This window comes from Rhodococcus sp. YH3-3, assembly GCF_001653035.1.
Taxonomy (GTDB): domain Bacteria; phylum Actinomycetota; class Actinomycetes; order Mycobacteriales; family Mycobacteriaceae; genus Rhodococcus_F; species Rhodococcus_F qingshengii.
In genome coordinates, this window is record NZ_BCWH01000001.1 from 1,753,671 (window position 1) to 1,769,978 (window position 16,308).

19 protein-coding genes are annotated in these 16,308 nt (G+C 60.2%); 15 read left to right on the forward strand and 4 right to left on the reverse strand.

All coding sequences use genetic code 11. From position 1 onward, the window contains the following. Positions 1-138 precede the first annotated feature (138 nt). From YH3_RS08210 to YH3_RS08250, 10 genes are all read left to right on the forward strand, one after another. The gene (locus YH3_RS08210) at positions 139-603 is read left to right on the forward strand and encodes an Asp23/Gls24 family envelope stress response protein (protein ID WP_003943699.1); all 465 of its coding nucleotides are present in this window, start codon (positions 139-141) and stop codon (positions 601-603) included. After that, positions 600-884 (forward strand): hypothetical protein, encoded by a 285-nt coding sequence (locus YH3_RS08215; RefSeq protein ID WP_007726575.1) that lies wholly within the window; start codon positions 600-602, stop codon positions 882-884. Before YH3_RS08210 ends, YH3_RS08215 begins: the two co-directional genes overlap by 4 nt. A 70-nt stretch (positions 885-954) precedes the next feature. Next, complete coding sequence (locus YH3_RS08220) at positions 955-1,143, forward strand: hypothetical protein (RefSeq protein ID WP_007726577.1); 189 nt, start codon at positions 955-957, stop codon at positions 1,141-1,143. A 38-nt stretch (positions 1,144-1,181) separates the two neighbouring features. Next, positions 1,182-1,361, forward strand: coding sequence for a hypothetical protein (locus tag YH3_RS08225; RefSeq protein ID WP_003943629.1), 180 nt, complete (start codon positions 1,182-1,184; stop codon positions 1,359-1,361). Next, positions 1,354-1,746: an Asp23/Gls24 family envelope stress response protein gene (locus tag YH3_RS08230; protein ID WP_054187564.1), complete on the forward strand. Its 393-nt coding sequence runs from the start codon at positions 1,354-1,356 to the stop codon at positions 1,744-1,746. The genes YH3_RS08225 and YH3_RS08230 overlap by 8 nt, the downstream gene beginning before the upstream one ends. Then, positions 1,743-2,312, forward strand: a complete 570-nt coding sequence (locus tag YH3_RS08235) for a DUF6286 domain-containing protein (RefSeq protein ID WP_054187563.1) — start codon at positions 1,743-1,745, stop codon at positions 2,310-2,312. The genes YH3_RS08230 and YH3_RS08235 overlap by 4 nt, the downstream gene beginning before the upstream one ends. Then, positions 2,309-2,893 carry a hypothetical protein gene (locus YH3_RS08240; protein WP_064443230.1) on the forward strand — a complete coding sequence of 195 codons (585 nt, stop codon included), beginning with the start codon at positions 2,309-2,311 and terminating at the stop codon, positions 2,891-2,893. Before YH3_RS08235 ends, YH3_RS08240 begins: the two co-directional genes overlap by 4 nt. A 64-nt stretch (positions 2,894-2,957) precedes the next feature. After that, entirely contained in the window at positions 2,958-3,080 is a 123-nt protein-coding gene (locus tag YH3_RS37120; protein ID WP_003943707.1) for a hypothetical protein, read from the forward strand. A gap of 219 nt (positions 3,081-3,299) precedes the next feature. Beyond that, the gene (locus tag YH3_RS08245; RefSeq protein ID WP_047890188.1) at positions 3,300-3,563 is read left to right on the forward strand and encodes a GlsB/YeaQ/YmgE family stress response membrane protein; all 264 of its coding nucleotides are present in this window, start codon (positions 3,300-3,302) and stop codon (positions 3,561-3,563) included. A gap of 88 nt (positions 3,564-3,651) precedes the next feature. Further along, the gene (locus YH3_RS08250; protein WP_007726588.1) at positions 3,652-3,849 is read left to right on the forward strand and encodes a CsbD family protein; all 198 of its coding nucleotides are present in this window, start codon (positions 3,652-3,654) and stop codon (positions 3,847-3,849) included. A gap of 33 nt (positions 3,850-3,882) precedes the next feature. Here the strand turns inward: YH3_RS08250 and YH3_RS08255 are convergent, their stop codons facing one another. Continuing rightward, a complete protein-coding gene (locus YH3_RS08255) occupies positions 3,883-4,605 on the reverse strand; it encodes a hypothetical protein (RefSeq protein ID WP_003943634.1) in 723 nt (240 codons plus the stop codon). 306 nt (positions 4,606-4,911) lie between these two features. Here YH3_RS08255 and YH3_RS08260 point away from each other — a divergent pair, with 306 nt between their 5' ends. The 4 genes from YH3_RS08260 to YH3_RS08275 all read left to right on the forward strand — a co-directional run bounded on the left by YH3_RS08260 (position 4,912) and on the right by YH3_RS08275 (position 11,294). Then, on the forward strand, positions 4,912-6,873 hold the full coding sequence (locus tag YH3_RS08260; protein ID WP_064443231.1) for a hypothetical protein: 1,962 nt from the start codon (positions 4,912-4,914) through the stop codon (positions 6,871-6,873). Beyond that, positions 6,870-8,603, forward strand: a complete 1,734-nt coding sequence (locus YH3_RS08265; RefSeq protein ID WP_064443232.1) for a glycosyltransferase family 39 protein — start codon at positions 6,870-6,872, stop codon at positions 8,601-8,603. Before YH3_RS08260 ends, YH3_RS08265 begins: the two co-directional genes overlap by 4 nt. Positions 8,604-8,649: 46 nt before the next feature. Next, positions 8,650-9,798, forward strand: coding sequence for a cellulase family glycosylhydrolase (locus YH3_RS08270; RefSeq protein WP_054187559.1), 1,149 nt, complete (start codon positions 8,650-8,652; stop codon positions 9,796-9,798). Positions 9,799-10,370: 572 nt separating this feature from the next. Next, the gene (locus YH3_RS08275; RefSeq protein ID WP_058038947.1) at positions 10,371-11,294 is read left to right on the forward strand and encodes a UTP--glucose-1-phosphate uridylyltransferase; all 924 of its coding nucleotides are present in this window, start codon (positions 10,371-10,373) and stop codon (positions 11,292-11,294) included. A 99-nt stretch (positions 11,295-11,393) separates the two neighbouring features. On the opposite strand, the gene YH3_RS08280 is transcribed toward YH3_RS08275, so the two are convergent. After that, the gene (locus tag YH3_RS08280; RefSeq protein ID WP_223304618.1) at positions 11,394-11,717 is read right to left on the reverse strand and encodes a helix-turn-helix transcriptional regulator; all 324 of its coding nucleotides are present in this window, start codon (positions 11,715-11,717) and stop codon (positions 11,394-11,396) included. 348 nt (positions 11,718-12,065) lie between these two features. Here YH3_RS08280 and YH3_RS08285 point away from each other — a divergent pair, with 348 nt between their 5' ends. After that, positions 12,066-13,229: an O-antigen ligase gene (locus YH3_RS08285; protein ID WP_064443233.1), complete on the forward strand. Its 1,164-nt coding sequence runs from the start codon at positions 12,066-12,068 to the stop codon at positions 13,227-13,229. Between the two features lie 13 nt (positions 13,230-13,242). Here the strand turns inward: YH3_RS08285 and YH3_RS08290 are convergent, their stop codons facing one another. Together YH3_RS08290 and YH3_RS08295 are read right to left on the reverse strand one after the other, a co-directional pair. Next, positions 13,243-14,694 carry a glycosyltransferase gene (locus tag YH3_RS08290; RefSeq protein WP_058038950.1) on the reverse strand — a complete coding sequence of 484 codons (1,452 nt, stop codon included), beginning with the start codon at positions 14,692-14,694 and terminating at the stop codon, positions 13,243-13,245. After that, positions 14,688-16,154 carry a hypothetical protein gene (locus YH3_RS08295; RefSeq protein ID WP_238592546.1) on the reverse strand — a complete coding sequence of 489 codons (1,467 nt, stop codon included), beginning with the start codon at positions 16,152-16,154 and terminating at the stop codon, positions 14,688-14,690. Before YH3_RS08295 ends, YH3_RS08290 begins: the two co-directional genes overlap by 7 nt. Positions 16,155-16,308: the final 154 nt, after the last annotated feature.

Here is a 16,308-nt window from a genome sequence, read left to right on the forward strand (position 1 = left end):
TGTTCGCCCGGCCGGGGCGTTGAATGTTACGGACAGTAACTAACAAGTGTCAGTGATGCACGTCACCTGACTGGGGCATTCGGTTTTGCCTTCGAGTGACGACTACACAGGTAGATCGATCAACAGGAGGAGATGACAATGGTCAGCACGCAGGTTGCGACAGCATCTACGAAGGATGTTGCATCATCGAACGACTCGGCTCTCGTGAGTTCGCAAGGAAAGACGTCGATCGCCGACACCGTTGTCTCGAAGATTGCCGGCATCGCCACGCGAGAGGTGAGCGGCGTGTACGACGTCGGCGGCGGAGCGTCGCGGGTTGTCGGGGCACTGCGCGAGCGGATCCCCGGCGCGAGTGTCAACCACTCCCAGGGAGTATCGGTCGAGGTCGGCGAAAAGCAGGCAGCGGTCGACATCGACATCGTGGCCGAGTACGGCGTATCGCTCGCCGATCTGGCCACCGGCATTCGCCGCAACGTCATTGCGGCGCTCGAACGGATGACGGGTCTCGAAGTGACCGAGGTGAACATCACGGTTCACGACGTTCACCTCGACGAGGGCAGTGACGACGAAACCGGCGAGCCCAAGACTGCACGGGTGCAGTGAGTTCCGAAATCGCCGACACCATCGCGGCGGCTGTGACGGGGATACCTGGGGTCGCCTCGCTTCATGCCGGAATGTTCGGCGAGGTTGGCACGTACCTCCCCGGCCGCCGCGTCGTCGGCGTGCGGGTGACGGAGTCGTCGACAGACATCCATGTGTGCATCTTCGCCGACGCCGCCGTTCGAGATACGGCTTTACGTATCCGCCAAGCGGTTTCAGGAATCGTTACAGGCCCCGTGAACGTGACAGTGGAAGACGTAGTCGGTCGTGCGCACGATGCCTGAGCACTCTCGTGGTCCAGTTCCTGATCGCCGATCCGCACGCCGAGAGGCGATCAGGAGCTACCACCCCGACGTGGGCGGATCTGCCGACGCGCTCAATCGAGCGCTCGAACGCGTCGACCGGGACTTCGCGTCCCCGATCGGTGTGGGTGTGCGCAGGACACTGCGCGGCACGATGCGGCAGATAGCGAAACCCGCTCGGACCCAGTACACGCGTTTGCGCGCTCGGTTTCCGGGTGCAAAGACCTACACCGAGATCTGACAGGCACCAACGAACATCATCCACAACGGAGGATTCACATGACCACCTCGACTGTCGGCCTACTGGCAGGACTACTTCTCGGAGTCGCAGCTGCTGCAGGCGGTTTCACCGGATTCCTCATCGCTCTGGTTCTCGGTGTGATCGGATACCTCGTCGGTGGTCAGCGTGACGGCGAGTTCGATCTCGGTGTGATGCTGAAGGGTCGCGGACGTGGCTGAGACAGCTCGACCGGAGTCGTCTGTGCTTGCCGAGCCGGGCGATCGCGGAACGCTGACGATTCGAGACAGAGTCGCGCAGAAGTTGGTTCTCGAGGCGACGCGCGGGACCCCGGGGGTGCGTCATCACGCCGGCGGCATGGACAAACTGACCGGGCGTGAACTGCCGAGGGCGCGAGTGCTGGTATCCGGCAAGCGGGTACGGGCCAAGGTGGACATCGCGATCGAGTGGCCCGGATCCTTGTCGGTCATCGGTACCGCGGTGCGAGAGAACGTGACAACCCAGTTGCAGTCTGTATCGGGCCTGGACGTAGACGGCGTGGACGTGGCGATCGTGAGCGTTCTCTTGGCATCGACCACGCGTGACGCGGGAAGGAAAGTGCGATGACCGCCGACAAGGTCGCACCACCCACTGCCTCGAGGGCTGCTGCTCCTGTTCCCCTTGCGGCGCCCGGATCGGCCGTCACGGGATTCCTCATCGCCGCGGCGCTACTTGCGCTCGGCGTGGTCGGCGTCCGCGACGCGCTGGTGGATACCGGCGTGATCACCGGGTCGCAGTGGATACCAAGTGCTGCCGCATATGTGGACGGGCTCGCGTACCAGGGTTGGATGTTCCCGGCGGGGATCGCAGCCGTCGTTCTCGGCCTGTGGTTCGTCATCCTCGGACTCAAACCGCGACGAAAGACTGCCAATGCCTTGGTCGGAGTCGCGAATACGTGGATCGATCCCGCCGATGTAGCGGCGATAGCGTCTGTTCGCGTCGAGTCACTGGCCCAGGTTCGATCCGCTTCGTCACACGCGACCCGGCGCAAGCTGGAAGTGAAGGCCTCGGTCACGCCCGATGGAGCCGCCACCGCTGAATCGGAAATCCGTGCGGTGCTGGGGGACTTGGCCGGGTCGCTGTCACCATCGCCGCGAATCAAGGTTCGTATCCAGACGGGATCGCTGTCATGACTCGGACGGCGACGGCGATGGATCGCGTGGCGACATGCGTCGTGGGGATGCTCGCGATAGCGGTGGGAGTTGCAGCGATCCTGTGGAATCGCGACGTGATCAAGGATTTCCCGGCGCGTATCGAGATCCCGTGGGCTGAAGATCTTGTCGATCACTCGTGGTGGCCATGGGCTGTCGGAGCTGGGGGAGTATTGCTAGTCCTCCTCGCGTTGCGGTGGTTGATCGCGCATGTGCCGCTGCGTCGGGTGAAGGAGATCACGGTCCCTGGGTCGAACTCGCACAATTCCATCACCGCGGATCTGGGTGCGGTGGCGGAAGGGGCGAGCGCATCACTGGAGGACTTCGACGAAGTGTCGCGTGTCCGAGGAAAAGCGGTGCTCGATCGTGGAGTTCGCACGATCGATTTGCGAGTGACATTGAGACGTAGCGTCGTATCCGGATCGGAAACGTTGTCCGAGTTGATTTCTCGCGTCACTGACACGGGGGATCAAGTCGCTGCGGTGGTCGGTGATCCATCCGTCGCGACCAGAACTCACATCGCCGTGGAAAGCGCGAAACGCGATGAGCCGAGAACTCTCTGATCAATCGAGGTTTGAGCCTCCCGACGGCCGGGTATTGGTAGACCTCCCGATCGTGCACAGAGTCATGGATGTTGCTGTGGCACTGTGCGTCACGGTGCTCCTTGCGACCGTCACTTCGATGGCGATCGCGATCGTAGTGACGCTGATCATGTGCGCGTCGGTGAGTGTCGTTTCTCGTATGTGGTGAATCGCCAGTCATTTTGGTTCTGTCGTGAACACCTGATAGAAAGGTAAGCAGACAATGTGGCTGCTACTGAGTGCACGATCCCCCGCGTCGTGCGGCGGAGAGTCCGGTTGTGTGCAAACACAACCCGCGATCACGGTCTAGTTGCGCGGGCCGATCGCTCGGAACTCTCCCTTCACCGGCAGTCTCTCATTGCGCCGTCCCTTACCTCAAGGAGTCACAATGCTCTCACTCGGAATCATCGCCTGGATCATCATCGGTGGACTAGCGGGTTGGATCGGCAGCAAGATCATGAAAACCGATGCGCAGCAGGGGATCTTCCTCAACATCGTTGTCGGTGTGATCGGCGGCCTGATCGGTGGTTTCCTGCTTCGAGTCTTCGGCGTCGATGTCGAGGGCGCGGGCTGGATCTTCAGCTTCCTCACTTGCCTCCTCGGCGCTGTCATCTTGCTGTTCCTGGTCAAGGCAGTCACCGGAAAACGCTGACACATTTGTCCACGCAGTTCGAGTTCGACTGAATCCACGACCGAATTCCACGGCCGAACGCACGACCGAACCCAAGAAGGAGAAATACATGTCTGACTTCATCGACAAGGCAAAGCACCGCGCTGAGGATCTCATCGGCGAGGCGAAGGAAAAGTTCGGAAACGCCACGGGCAACGATGATCTGGCTGCCGAGGGTGTTGCCGATCAGGGCGAGGCGAAGGTCAAGAAGGCCGGAGACACTGTCAGTGACAAGGTCTCGGATATCAAGGACAAGTTCACAAGCTGAGTGAGCTTCAGCGCGGTTGATCGGCACGTCCGGTCAACCGCGCTTTTGTGTGCCTCCCCGGCCGTTGCGGCTACCGCGATACGCGAACTTGCGCGTTTCTGCGAGCCACTCCGGAAGCATGCGCATGTGGGCCGGTGTGTTCAGAATCGGATCGAAGGACGGCTGGAGGCAATCCGGGTGGTCCTCGACTTCGTCGAGACAGAGATGCCCGATCGGTATCAACTGAAGTTGAATTCTCGCGAGGTACACGGAGAAGTGCAGCGGGGAATGATCGACCGCAGCTTTCAATGCAGACAAAGAAGTGCCGGCCGGATGGACACCGCGCGGTGTCACGATCAGCCACGCCGCGGCACCGCCCGCGCGTGAGTAAGGAACCAGTGTGCTGTATCTCGCGCCGTTCCACGAGAAAGCCGGAGCTGGAAACATTTTCGAGAAGGTAGAAAGTCCTGATGTTGCGAGAAGAATGTCCCACGGGTTTTCATCTGCGCCGACATCGTGCAACCGAAGCGCCAGGCCGAGTACGTCGGGTAGGTCTCCGGGTGTTCCGAGGGCTTTCGACATTCGAGCGGTGACGGTAATCGTCGACGACTCCGATACCGGCCACCATGGGGTGGCCGGCTTCAATGTTCCCTTCAGCTCGATCCCGTGAGGGTGAAAAACCCTGGCCATGCGCAGCGATGATGCGAAGTGGAACGGCGCACCGACCAGCTTCCCGATCGCACTCTTGCCGGCGGGGATGATCGAATTGATCGTCACAGCTTCCTTTATCTGAGAATTCTCCGCCCGTGAAGCGCCCGGACTGGACGGACGTTCAGGCGTATTGACGGGCTTTTCAGTGGCGTCTTTCGACTTCCCAGTGGTGGTGATTGCTAATCATGTGACATGCCGTAACAAAAGTCTCGCCCGCCGGGATAATTAGCCAAACGCATAAATTGGTCGTTATGGTTTGTTTGTCCGTAACGGTGCGATCGGACCTGCGACCGTCGCGAACTGGCGAGATTGCTACTCGTGATTTGTGTTTGGTGATTGCGCGGAAACAAGAAATGTCGAGGAGACACGCTGATGGGCCACTCTCGAACCTGGCTGACGCGCGCGCTGGCAATGCCGGTGGCTGTCGCGGTCACTTTGTTGCTTCCGCTCGGCAGTGTCGCCTCCGCCCAGGATTTCGAGGACGACGCAGATACTTCGGTGGCCGCCGCAGCCACAACTCCGATCTCCTTCACCGAACTCGGACGAGGAACAGACATCGTGTTCTCCTCCGATGACGCACCCGTCTTGGTGACCGTGCCGGTGCCGGACGGACTCACCGCAACAGCCGTGACCGGAATCCTGACTGCCCCGACCGACTTCAGTAGGGGTTGGCTCGAAGTGACTGCGGACGGCAGATTGGTGAGCCGCGTCGACTTCGACGCCGGGCAGGCCGGAACCGGCCTACCGATTTCGGTTCCGTTGCAAGGTCTCGAAGTGGTCGACCGGAGCGTGACCGTGTCGATGATCGCTCACCTCGTTCCCGTCGACGACCGCTGCTACGACCGAACGAGATACCAGCCCCTTGCGCTCCGGGATGCCTTTGTCGCCTACGACGGTGCCGAGCAGCAGCCCACGACTGTTGCAACCTTCTTTCCGCCGATTTTGAGGAAGGCAACCATCTACGTCACGGATGGTTCGTCACGGTCACAGCAGAGTGCGGCTCTGCAGCTGAGTGCAGCGATTGTCAACAAGTACGGAAGTCAGCCTGACGCCGTGGTGGTGGAACAACTGCCGAACGGCCAGAGTCTGCCGTCCGCTGAGCCGGGACTGTTCGAGAGAGCTGTAGTACTCGGCAACAGTGGGGACGCCGGCATCGATCTCGCGGCTGCTCCGAATGGTGCACCAGTGCTGCGAATTTCAGGGGACGACAAGACCCTCGTTCCTCAGGTCAGTCTGTTGGCGGCGAACTTCGACGGCTACTGGGCGGCGAGCAGGGCGCTCGCGTCACCGGACAACACAGTTGCCCAGATTTCCCAGGACGCCATCACCGTCGGTGAGCTGAAGCTCGGAACGTTGACGGCTTCCGGTCTCAATCACATCGAGGTCGACGTCCCGTTCAGCCAGTCGCAACTGGGGCGTCCGATGAAGGACGTGTCGATCCGAATGATCGGATCCTATGTACCGCTGCCGAATTCACGCAACGGAGAACTGTCGATTTCGCTGGGGGACTCACGGCTTGCTTCGCAGACGGTGAACGAGACAGGGCGCTTCGACATCGGCGTCGATGTTCCGAACGAACTCCTGCGTCGCGACCTGACCTTCGAGGTCTCGATGGATGTGACCGGCGACTTCCAATGCGGCACCAGTAGCCCGTCTTCGCTCACTGTCGATCCGGCAAGCACCATCACGTCCACTACCGGATTCCCGCCGACGCCTGGAGGCTTCCAGGCATTACCGCAGTCGATGCTGCCCACACTCGATGTCGGTTTGAGTCACGGTGATTTCGCAGATCTCGTTCGAGCGCAGCGCCTCGTTGTGGCGATGCAGCGGTTGAGCTATCTGCCGCTGCAACCGCGTGTGCTCCCGTTCGGCGACGCGGCGACCAGTTCTCTGCCGGCGTTGTTGATCGCGGCGGACGGGACGCTCCCCACTCCGGTGGCCCTACCCATGGACACAGCAGATCAAGGGCTCCTGCGCTTGCAGGGTCTGGAATTCGGTGGACAATACGGTGCCTTGCAGGTGGTTTCGGGTTCGCACAACGAAGTGGTGGCGCTGACCTCTGAGGGTGATGCGGCCGATGCCGACGGTCTGCTCAACTGGTTGGAAAGTGGGAAGGACCGGTTCGCAGAACTGACCGGCGATCTCCTGGTCGCGCCTCGGGGAGGTGAGCCCTTCGATGTCGGAGTCAACGTCGCCCCGTTGGGCACCGCGACCTCGGCCGAAGAGGAGACCGGACTGAGCGCGGTCACGATCGGCTGGATCGGATTCGGGACCGTGGTTCTGATCGCTGTTGCCGTCGGTGGTGTGCTCGTGGCTCGGCGTCGCGGACAGTGACCGTCACCGATCGCCCGGCCCTGTCCGTCGCGGTCCACGATCTACCGGGCCGCAAGCCATGGCGGATGTTCGTCGCGCTCTTCGCGGTCTACACCGCGTTGGGCGTGTGGATGAACGCGGGTATCGGGTTCATCTTCACTGATTCGCTCAGCCGCGTCGCCGCGGTGTCGGCGATGCTGCTCAGCCGTGATCCGCACTTCGCGGCGATCGGGTTCGTGTTCACCCCGTTGACGGCGGCAGTCCAGATTCCGATGGGCCTGATGGGTCATTGGTGGCCGGATCTGCTGCGGTGGAACATCACTGCGGTCGTGATGTCCGCGGCCTTCATGGCTGGTGCTGTGATTCAGGTACGTGGGATCAGCCGCGACCGTGGGTGTGCGCGATGGGTCACCGTCGTCCTGACCGTGCTGTTCGCTGTCAACCCGATGATCGTCATGTACGCGGCGAGCGGAATGAGCGAAGCTCCGTTCCTCTTCTTCGTTCTGTGGGCGACACGTCGATTGATTCGGTGGATGCGAAGCGACGACGTACACGACCTCATCGGTGCCGGCCTCGCTTTCGCTCTGGCGTACCTCACCAGATACGACGCATTGGCCCCGCTGTTCGTCGCGGTGGTGCTGGTGACCGTGGTGAGTTGGCTTCGTTTCCGCCCGACTGCTGAGGAGCGCGGCGAGGGCGCGGGGCCTGGCTTGCGGCTCTGGGCAGCAGCCCTCGACGGTGCCGTAGTGCTGATGCCGGGATTCCTTGCCTTCGCCTTGTGGTCGTTTGCCAGTTGGCTCATCACAGGTCAAGCGTTCCAACAGTTCTCGTCGGTCTACGGGAACAGTTCCATCCTGGAGCAGGCTGGTGCCGGAACCGACTCACCGATCGCCCGTCTTGCGTTCTCGATTACCGAAATGGCCGTACTCGGCCCGGCGCTCCCGGTGCTCGCGGTCCTTGCAATCATCTACGCACTTCGGCGGCGCGACACCGAAGTGGTCGTGCCTCTTGTGTTGTTCGGCGCCATCCTCGGTGCCCAAACCTTGCTCTACGTGATGGGATCGACGTTTCCCCTTCTGCGCTTCTACATTTCGATCATTCCGCTGTGTTTCGTGTTGGTCGTCCTGATCGCACCTCGCGGAGCGCCGGTCGTCACGCGTCGACCGGGGGCTGCTGCGTCACGCTCGGTATCGACGTACCCCGAGCAGTCGGGACCCTCTCTGCCCCTTGTGATCTCTCTGTGCTTGCTGGTCGGGTCGACGCTGGTCACGTTTGTCGCGATGGGTAATGCGCGGATCGCAGTGCTCGAGCATTCCATTGCCAGTGCGATCATTCCGGGCCGGCAGAACCTGGAGGAGCAGACGAATCTGCGCACGTTTGCGGCCGAGCGTCGCATCGCCAGATACCTGGACGACTTGGCTCTGCCGGAGGGGTCGGTTCTGCTCGACACCGTGCAGAGCTATGCCGTCGTGGCGTCGTCGAACAACCCTCGGCAATTCGTCGTGCCTTCCGATGCGGACTTCGTGCGCGTACTGAACAACCCCGCCGAACATCACGTCGAATACATCCTGTCGGTGCCGAACACCGGTCGCGGTGTGTCGGACGCGGTCAATCGGCGCTATCCGACGATGTACGACACCGGGGCCGGCGGTGTGGGAGCGCTGGTACTCGAGGTTCCCAACGACGGCGGCATGGACCCTTCGGCCTGGCGTTTGTATCGCGTCACCGGTGAACGGCAAACGGGTCGATGAGGCAATTCGTGTGGGAGGATTGTCCGTATGACGTGGATGGTTGTAGATGTCTTCTGAAGAAGTGCGTCCGCGTGTGCCTGGCACAGTGCGTCGCCGTATCGCTGCCGCTGTAGTCAGCTTTGCAACCGTCGCGGTGGTGACAGGAATGTTCACGACGCCGGTGGTTGCCGATTCGCCCAAGACGGTTCGGGTGGGAGCGTCGTCGAGCGGACTGACGCTCGACGGACAGCCATGGTGGCCTACCGGGCTGAATGCTTATCAACTGGCCACTGATTGGTCGGTGAACTTCGGCTGTGGCGCCATGGTCGATCTCGATGCCTACTTCGGTTCTCTGCCACCGAACTCCGTCACGCGTTTCAACGCGTTCCAGGCGCTCGCGGTGAACAAGGTGTCCGGGGAGATGGATTTCGGCCCGATGGACGCGGTGTTCGACGCTGCGGCGCGACACAATCAGTTCACGATTCCGGTGCTCTCACCCCAGGACAGCGGGTGTGATGACGGGCTGTTCAAATCCAGGGACTGGTACACCGACGAGTGGAAGGTCGCGAACCTGATCCCAGGTCGAGCCACCATGAGCTTCCAGGACTGGATGCACACCGCCGTCGACCGTTGGAAGAACGAGCCTTCCGTCGCGGCGTGGGAATTGGTGGGGGAGCCGGAACCGAGCCTGTGTACCGATGCCGCCTGCAATTGGTGGACAAGAACGTGCCCGTCTGATTCCGCGCAGGTGTTGCGGGAGTTCTTCGACACGGCAGGCGCCGAACTTCGGGCGATCGATCCGAACACCCTGATCACGGCCGGATACGTCGGGGGCGGTCAGTGCGGCACTGCGGGTGACGACTACCAGTACGTGAGCGAGTCCGACTTCGTCGACGTTCTGCAGTATCACGACTACGGAGCAGACGGGGTTCCGCTTCCGGGCGACCAGTGGAACGGACTGGCGCGTCGCATCGAACAGGCCGCGAACGTCGGGAAGCCGTTGTTGGTCGCCGAGACAGGCGAATTGGCAGGCAGTTGTGAATCACTGGCGACCAGAGCCACGAATATCGAGACGAAGCTGACGGGGCAGAAGGTGGCCGGTACGGCCGGAGCTCTCCTGTGGGCATTCGTGCCGGATCCACGGCCGAACGAATGCACAATGGATATCGGGCCTGACGATCCACTCTTCGACGTGATTGCTTCACTGGCAAGTTAGGACACTGCTAGTAGTCCACTGGGAGTTCCATCCAGTGGGAGTATGGTCACGATTTGATAACAACCTGAATCTGGTGTTGTGGCGTGATGACCGTATTTCGTTCGTATTCAATGGTATTCAGTGGCATTCACCTGTGGATAACCGAACTTGAAGACGGGTGAAGTCGCACGGGACCATCGATGCGACGCTTCCAGGACCTTCGTCCGGGTCGGCTGGGGACGGTCCGGTTGAGGTGCTGAGTTCGGAAGTTGTGTCGTACCTGTCTCTTTGGCCAGTTGCTACGTCCCGCCGTGGTCAACGTCGAAATACGATCACAACCGTTCGCCGCGGTAACGGGTAGTGCGCGGAGTGCGGCGTGCCCCTCGTGGAAGTGACATCGAGGGGTGGTGTGTAGCTCTCGCGCGCAACGAATTCCGAGTTCGAGTCAACTTGCGGCGGCATCGGCCGCCCGGTAGACCTTGTGCGCAGGCTGTACATGCGATGTGAGCTTTCGGTCGTCGAAATGAGGGGACGACCGCTGCATGCGCGTAACGGTAAGTGTGTGGAGCATCGTGTGAGCGGAGAGGTGAACGATGACTGGGTGCGCTGAACGGCCTTTCAAGACTGCTGTGGTGCCGGCTGCCGGGATGGGGACTCGTTTCCTCCCGGCCACCAAGACGGTTCCGAAAGAGTTGCTCCCCGTGGTCGATACACCCGGGATCGAGCTGGTCGCAAGCGAAGCGGCGCAAGCAGGCGCGGAACGTCTGGTAATTGTCACTGCGCCGGGCAAGGCATCGGTCGTCGGGCATTTCGTCGAGGACCTGGTGCTCGAGGGCAAGCTCGCCGCCAGCGGGAAGCACCATCTACTCGAGCGTGTGCGTCGGGCCCCGGGCCTGATCTCGGTGGAGCCGGTTGTGCAAGAGTCTCCGCTGGGATTGGGACACGCTGTCGGTCTGGTCGAATCGGTGCTGGATGCGGACGAGGACTCGTTCGCGGTGCTGCTTCCCGACGATCTGGTCCACCCCTGCGGCATTCTCGACGCGATGGCGAAGGTACGTGTCGAGCGTGGTGGTTCTGTGCTGTGCGCGTTCGACGTCGCGCCCGATCGTGTTGGGGCCTACGGAGTATTCGACGTCCAAACACCTGTGGAGGGCAGCGATCCCGATGTACTTGCCGTCGTCGGCATGGTCGAGAAGCCGGCTCCTGAGGATGCTCCGTCCACTCTCGCCGCGGCCGGACGATACCTTCTCGATCGCGCCGTGTTCGACGCGCTCAGACGAATCTCACCCGGGCAGGGTGGCGAACTACAACTGACGGATGCGATAGCGCTGTTGATCGCGGAGGGGCATCCGGTTCACGTCGTCGTCCATCACGGAACCCGCCACGATCTTGGTAACCCGGGAGGCTTTCTGCGAGCATCTCTCGACCATGCGCTCAGTCGCACCGAGTACGGACCGGAGTTGCGAGTCTGGCTCAAGGAACGATTGGATCAGCCGGATCCGCAGTTGACGTACTGAATAATGCCGTCCATGACAGCTGAGGTCGAAATATGTTTTGGTGCACGAGAATCTGCACCATGTTCGGCTAGCGCGTATGTGAATGTCGGTAGCCCGGATTCATTCACTTTGTCGGTCGATACCGCGTCGGGTGAGTTCGTCCACCAGGGACTGTGTCGAAATCGTCGCGACGATCGACGGTGGAGTCATCCCCGGCTCCGCTTCCTCAGAGGTCAGATAACCGGCGGCTACGAGGACCTCCATGATCGGAGCGTCGAAGACCTGACATGCCGTCCGCATCGTGTCCTGCGTGGGAGGGCGTTTAGCCGACAGCCATCGACTCAGCTCGGAAGGTCGAATCTTCAGCGCACGCGCAGCTTCCTGGATGTCGCCGAACGAGCGAAGTTCCAGTTGATTCTCGACCCATGCGGAGAAACCACTCATAGCGGTCATATTGCCTGAGCCGAGACGTATATGCCACTTCCTTTCGGCCACGAGTCGAGGACAATTGGATATCTGCCATGTCGTGGCAAAGTTTTGCGTCGACGATTCGCTTATTTGCAGTTACGCGACGTTGCCGACAGAGGATGACTTCTGCGCTGAGCGGGGATTATTCAGCCCGGCGTCGGCGAAGGGTGAAATCGAGGGTGAAATGCAAAAAATTCGATTGTCGGAAGCAGGAACTCAATGACAACGCCGAGTCAAGTCAGACCTCAAGGTCTTCGGAATGATGCCGCTTCGACGGCAGGGCGAACAGGCAGAATTCCTTTGTCGCCGACTACCGCTGTGTGGATGGCGATCGCGATCGCAGTTCCGATATACCGCTCGTTGCCCGGCGCCGTCACGCAGTTGTGGGCGATGGCAGTGCTTGCGGTCATCGTGGCGTCAGTAGCGCTGGGACGAGTTGCTCGGCCGCAGTTTGTCGGCGTCTGGTTGACCGCCGGCTACGCCGCTCTCGTCGCAACGGTAACAGCGACGCGTGGCAATGATATCGGCGGAAATCTTTATGTTGGAATCCAACTTTTCATAGTTCTCGGGCTCGGAATATTTGTGATGGTCGCCAATGTCCGGCGTGATCCGGGTTTTGTCAGGCGTGTATGCATTGCGTTCATAGCAAGCCAATCGGTTTCTGCTCTGGCCGCCGCTATCCAATTGGCCGGTTCATCCGTCTTCGGTTTCGGTGTTGTGAACGGTCGTGCTCCAGGTCTGGCAGGTCACCCGAACGTTCTGGGCATCATGTCCTCGCTTGCGCTGATTCTGTGCCTGGGGGCTGCAGTGCGAAAGGTAGGAAATCGGGTCGTTCTGGTGCTGATATCGATTGTGAACGCGGTGGGACTGCTGGCAACCGGTAGTTTGAGTTCGTTGTCGGCATGCGCGATCGGATTGATCGTCGTGGCGATTTCTTCGCGAGTGAAGATCACCACCATCGTCAAGAGTTTTGTCGGCGCCTCTGTTCTCTTCTGGGTCGCAATCACCTACACCGAGTTCGGAAAGCACCTGGAGACGCCGGCCGATCGATACCTTCAGGTCACAGGGCAGACCAAAGCCGTCAGCACACTCGAGATCCGTAACGACACTTACGGATTCGCTTGGGATGCTATTCGCGCGCATCCGCTGTCCGGGGTGGGTCTGAACGCTGCCAATGCGGCCTCGTTCGACAACGTCACAGTCGTCCACAATGTGTTTCTACGGTCTTGGTACCAAGGCGGGGTGGTGCTTGCCCTGGCTGTGGGACTCATCATCTGCGCGACGGCATTGGTTGCGTTCAGATCGATGAAGTCCGGCAAGAACGCCGCCGCGGCCGGCGTGCTGGTCGCGATGATGACATTCGCACTGACCTCGGCATTTTTCGAGCAGGCGTACTACTGGCTACCGGTCGTACTCGCGTTTGCATGTCTTTCGGCCGGCAGTGATCGGACCGCAAGCTTCAAAGCTCACCCGCGCAACAAGAGTTGATCGGGAATTGAGCTTACGTGTTCAAGCCATGGAAGGTCTTCTCCCAGTAAGACGGGTTGCGTATCAACTGATATGTGCCTTTGATGGCTGCGATGCTCATCAAGACCCAGTAAAGCGGAGCGGTCAGGCAAGCTATCAGCAGCATAGGATTTCGCGTCTCTCGGCATGCCACCAGGTTCATGTAAAGGACTGCGGCGTTACCGAATACGAGTGACACGAGGGCGGGAAAATAGACGTAGTTGGGAAACACGTCGTGGATGACCTCGGGCTGGCCGAGAATCCAACCCAGACTGATCAGCCAGAACGCCATGTTCAGTGTCGCCACAATGGGTGTCCCCGCCATCAAGATGGTGAAGCGTAGAAATCCGACCGTGCCGAGTCCGCGCCACAGTTTCACAGGTTGACGCATGTGAACCAACCAAGTCTGCAGGTAACCCTTGTACCAGCGTGAGCGTTGTCGGATCCAGTTGATCGTGTCGCTGTTGGCCTCCTCCAGCGTCGTCGAGTTCAGAACAGCGGTCCGGTAGCCGCTCTCCGCGATGCGAACTCCGAGATCTGCGTCCTCCGTGACGTTGAAGGGGTCCCAGGCGCCGATCTCGTCGAGCACACTTCGTCGAAGGTGATTGGACGTGCCTCCCAAGGGAATCGGTGACTGACTGCGCATCAGTCCTGGGAGGATGAAATTGAACCAGAGGGCGTAGTCGGCCGTGAACCACGCGGTCAACAAATTCTGAGTCCCGTTGTGAAATGCGAGTTTCGCCTGAACGCACGCGGTATTCGATGGAAGCTTCGCGAAGGTTGCCACCACACGGCGTAACTGGAGCGGATCCGGTGAGTCCTCGGCGTCGTAGATGGTGATTATCTCGCCCGTAGAGAAGTGCAATCCGTAGTTGCAGGCTTTGGGTTTGGTGCGCGGATCTGCAGCAGGGACCTTCAAGATACTCACCACGGCATCGACTCCGGCGGCAGTCGCCGCGTCGATGGTGACGGTGTCATCCTCTTCGAGGAGCAACAGCACCTGCAATTTGTTCGAGGGGTAGTCGATCGCACGCATAGCGGAAATCAGGTCTCCGACTACTTCCGGCTCGTTGTACGCCGGCACAAGGATTGTGTAGTGCGGTAGTTCTTCATCGGAAAGCGAGCTTGCCTCCTGATCGCTGATCGTCACGATCGAGGAGGCATCCAGACCTCGTGTGAACAGCACTAGGCGATCCACCATCGCCCATACGTACCCGAGCGTGCATGCCAATGTGAGAACGATGAGCGTGGGAGTAAGGAAGAAGACCAGACACACAACGGTGATCACGAGAATCAGGAACAGGATGTTGCGCTGCCACGGATAGAACGCAACTGATGCCGACGAAATCGGTTTACGTTCACGCAGTCCGTTCACAGCATCGTGAAGTGCAACTCGTTTGAATTCTTCCGAGCTTTCGTCCTCAACCGAGAGATCGGGATCTACCACTTCTGTGCCTCCACGACAAGCCTTCCGAGGGACTGGAGCATACCTAGATCCTTGTACTGAGATTCGCTGTCGACAGTAGATATCCTGCCTCTGAGTAGAACTGCCAAGGTGTTGCTTCCATTCGAAGCCATCGATGGTTTCGGTTCGGGGAACAAGGCATTCGGTTCATGATTGTCCACTGTCAAGAGTGTGACGCGTTGTGCGGCACCGTCGCCGCGTGTCCACACGAAATTGAGGTTGCTCCAGGTGAGTAGGAGGGAGTCGTCGACAACTGTGTACATTTCCGCGACAACTCCACGAGTCAACTCAACTCGTACGGTGGGGCTGACACGTGCGTTCTGGAGATCATAGGTTGTATTGCTCGGATAGACAGACAGAGTAGACGGGCGACGCACTTGAACAACGTCCATTTGGACGGTGCGTGGTCGCATCTGGGTGTCCCAGGCAGGGTTGGGTGTGTCAGCACGAATTGTCTGGCGAGTGAGTGCCGAGGTGGAACCGAAGTATTTTCTCGGCCAATCGTATTCGTCGGTTGAGATCTCACGCCAACCGGCGGGGACGATGAGGCGTGGATCAGCAGTCGCCGGCGGACCTACTGAGACCGGAACGCCCTGAGTGGTGGGCACTGGCGTAAAAAACATCACGATTGCCGCGGCGAACACCACCAGGATCGTCCAGTTGCTGGTTGACGTCGAGGGATTCCGGAGCGGACGGTCGAACGGCTTCCATGACCTTCCACGTCGCTCGTACAGGTAGAAGAACCCGCCTACCAGTAACGCACTACCTATTGCTGGTAGCAGCTGGACGCTGAACAAGGGTGCAGTCGGGTACTGCCGCGAGAGGTAGTAGACCAAGGCAGCACCCAGGACGGACGAAGCGACGAACCCGGCGAATCCCCGTCTCCAGGTCCTACTGACGGCGATCGTCGTTGCGGCCGAGGCGACCAGCACCATGATGATGCTGTAGTCGAATCGCGTGCCGCCGAGTTCGGTCGCCAGCGTGCGGTAGATGAGCGGCGCCAGGACGATCGGAACAACCCAGATTGCCCAGTAGCGGTTCACCGGACGCAGCCCGAACATGAGAACCGCTGCGCTCCAGACAAATACCCATGCCGCGATTACATCGATATGCATCAATTCATAGTTCTCGGCAAAACGTGGCATGAGGAGTGCCTGTAAACCCAGAGAAACAAGTAAGCCGATACCACCGACAATCTTGTCCGTCTCACGGTCGTGGATCGGAAGGTCCGGGCCGCGTCGCAAATCTGTTCCGACGGCGGCTATCAGGCAGAGCAAAGGGAGGACAAAAACGTATCCGATGGCGGTACCGCTCGCGGTGCTCCTCCACAAATTGGTCCAGGTGGGCCAGAAAGCAAAGATTGTCGCGGCTGCAATCATCAGCCAACGTACTGTGAGGCGGGGGATAATTCCCGACTGCGTGCGTAGGTCGCGAATCTTCAAGATATGTAGTCCTATTCGAACTGGTCGTCCACTCCGGCTGTGTCGGCTGCAGCGAGGTTGTGTCAGCGAACCCGACTTTGGTCGACCTTACGTGATCGATCACAAGGTGCGAATCCGAGCACCGGCCGCTGCGGAACGGCCGAAGCGGGGCAGA

What these genes read in the sequence shown, in the direction of transcription:
- YH3_RS08210 (WP_003943699.1), top strand. Translation starts at nt 139, where the DNA reads ATGGTCAGCACGCAGGTTGCGACAGCATCTACGAAGGATGTTGCATCA.
- YH3_RS08225 (WP_003943629.1), top strand. Translation starts at nt 1,182, where the DNA reads ATGACCACCTCGACTGTCGGCCTACTGGCAGGACTACTTCTCGGAGTC.
- YH3_RS08235 (WP_054187563.1), top strand. Translation starts at nt 1,743, where the DNA reads ATGACCGCCGACAAGGTCGCACCACCCACTGCCTCGAGGGCTGCTGCT.
- YH3_RS08240 (WP_064443230.1), top strand. Translation starts at nt 2,309, where the DNA reads ATGACTCGGACGGCGACGGCGATGGATCGCGTGGCGACATGCGTCGTG.
- YH3_RS37120 (WP_003943707.1), top strand. Translation starts at nt 2,958, where the DNA reads ATGGATGTTGCTGTGGCACTGTGCGTCACGGTGCTCCTTGCGACCGTC.
- YH3_RS08245 (WP_047890188.1), top strand. Translation starts at nt 3,300, where the DNA reads ATGCTCTCACTCGGAATCATCGCCTGGATCATCATCGGTGGACTAGCG.
- YH3_RS08250 (WP_007726588.1), top strand. Translation starts at nt 3,652, where the DNA reads ATGTCTGACTTCATCGACAAGGCAAAGCACCGCGCTGAGGATCTCATC.
- YH3_RS08260 (WP_064443231.1), top strand. Translation starts at nt 4,912, where the DNA reads ATGGGCCACTCTCGAACCTGGCTGACGCGCGCGCTGGCAATGCCGGTG.
- YH3_RS08270 (WP_054187559.1), top strand. Translation starts at nt 8,650, where the DNA reads ATGTCTTCTGAAGAAGTGCGTCCGCGTGTGCCTGGCACAGTGCGTCGC.
- YH3_RS08275 (WP_058038947.1), top strand. Translation starts at nt 10,371, where the DNA reads ATGACTGGGTGCGCTGAACGGCCTTTCAAGACTGCTGTGGTGCCGGCT.
- YH3_RS08280 (WP_223304618.1), bottom strand. Translation starts at nt 11,717, where the DNA reads ATGAGTGGTTTCTCCGCATGGGTCGAGAATCAACTGGAACTTCGCTCG.
- YH3_RS08285 (WP_064443233.1), top strand. Translation starts at nt 12,066, where the DNA reads ATGGCGATCGCGATCGCAGTTCCGATATACCGCTCGTTGCCCGGCGCC.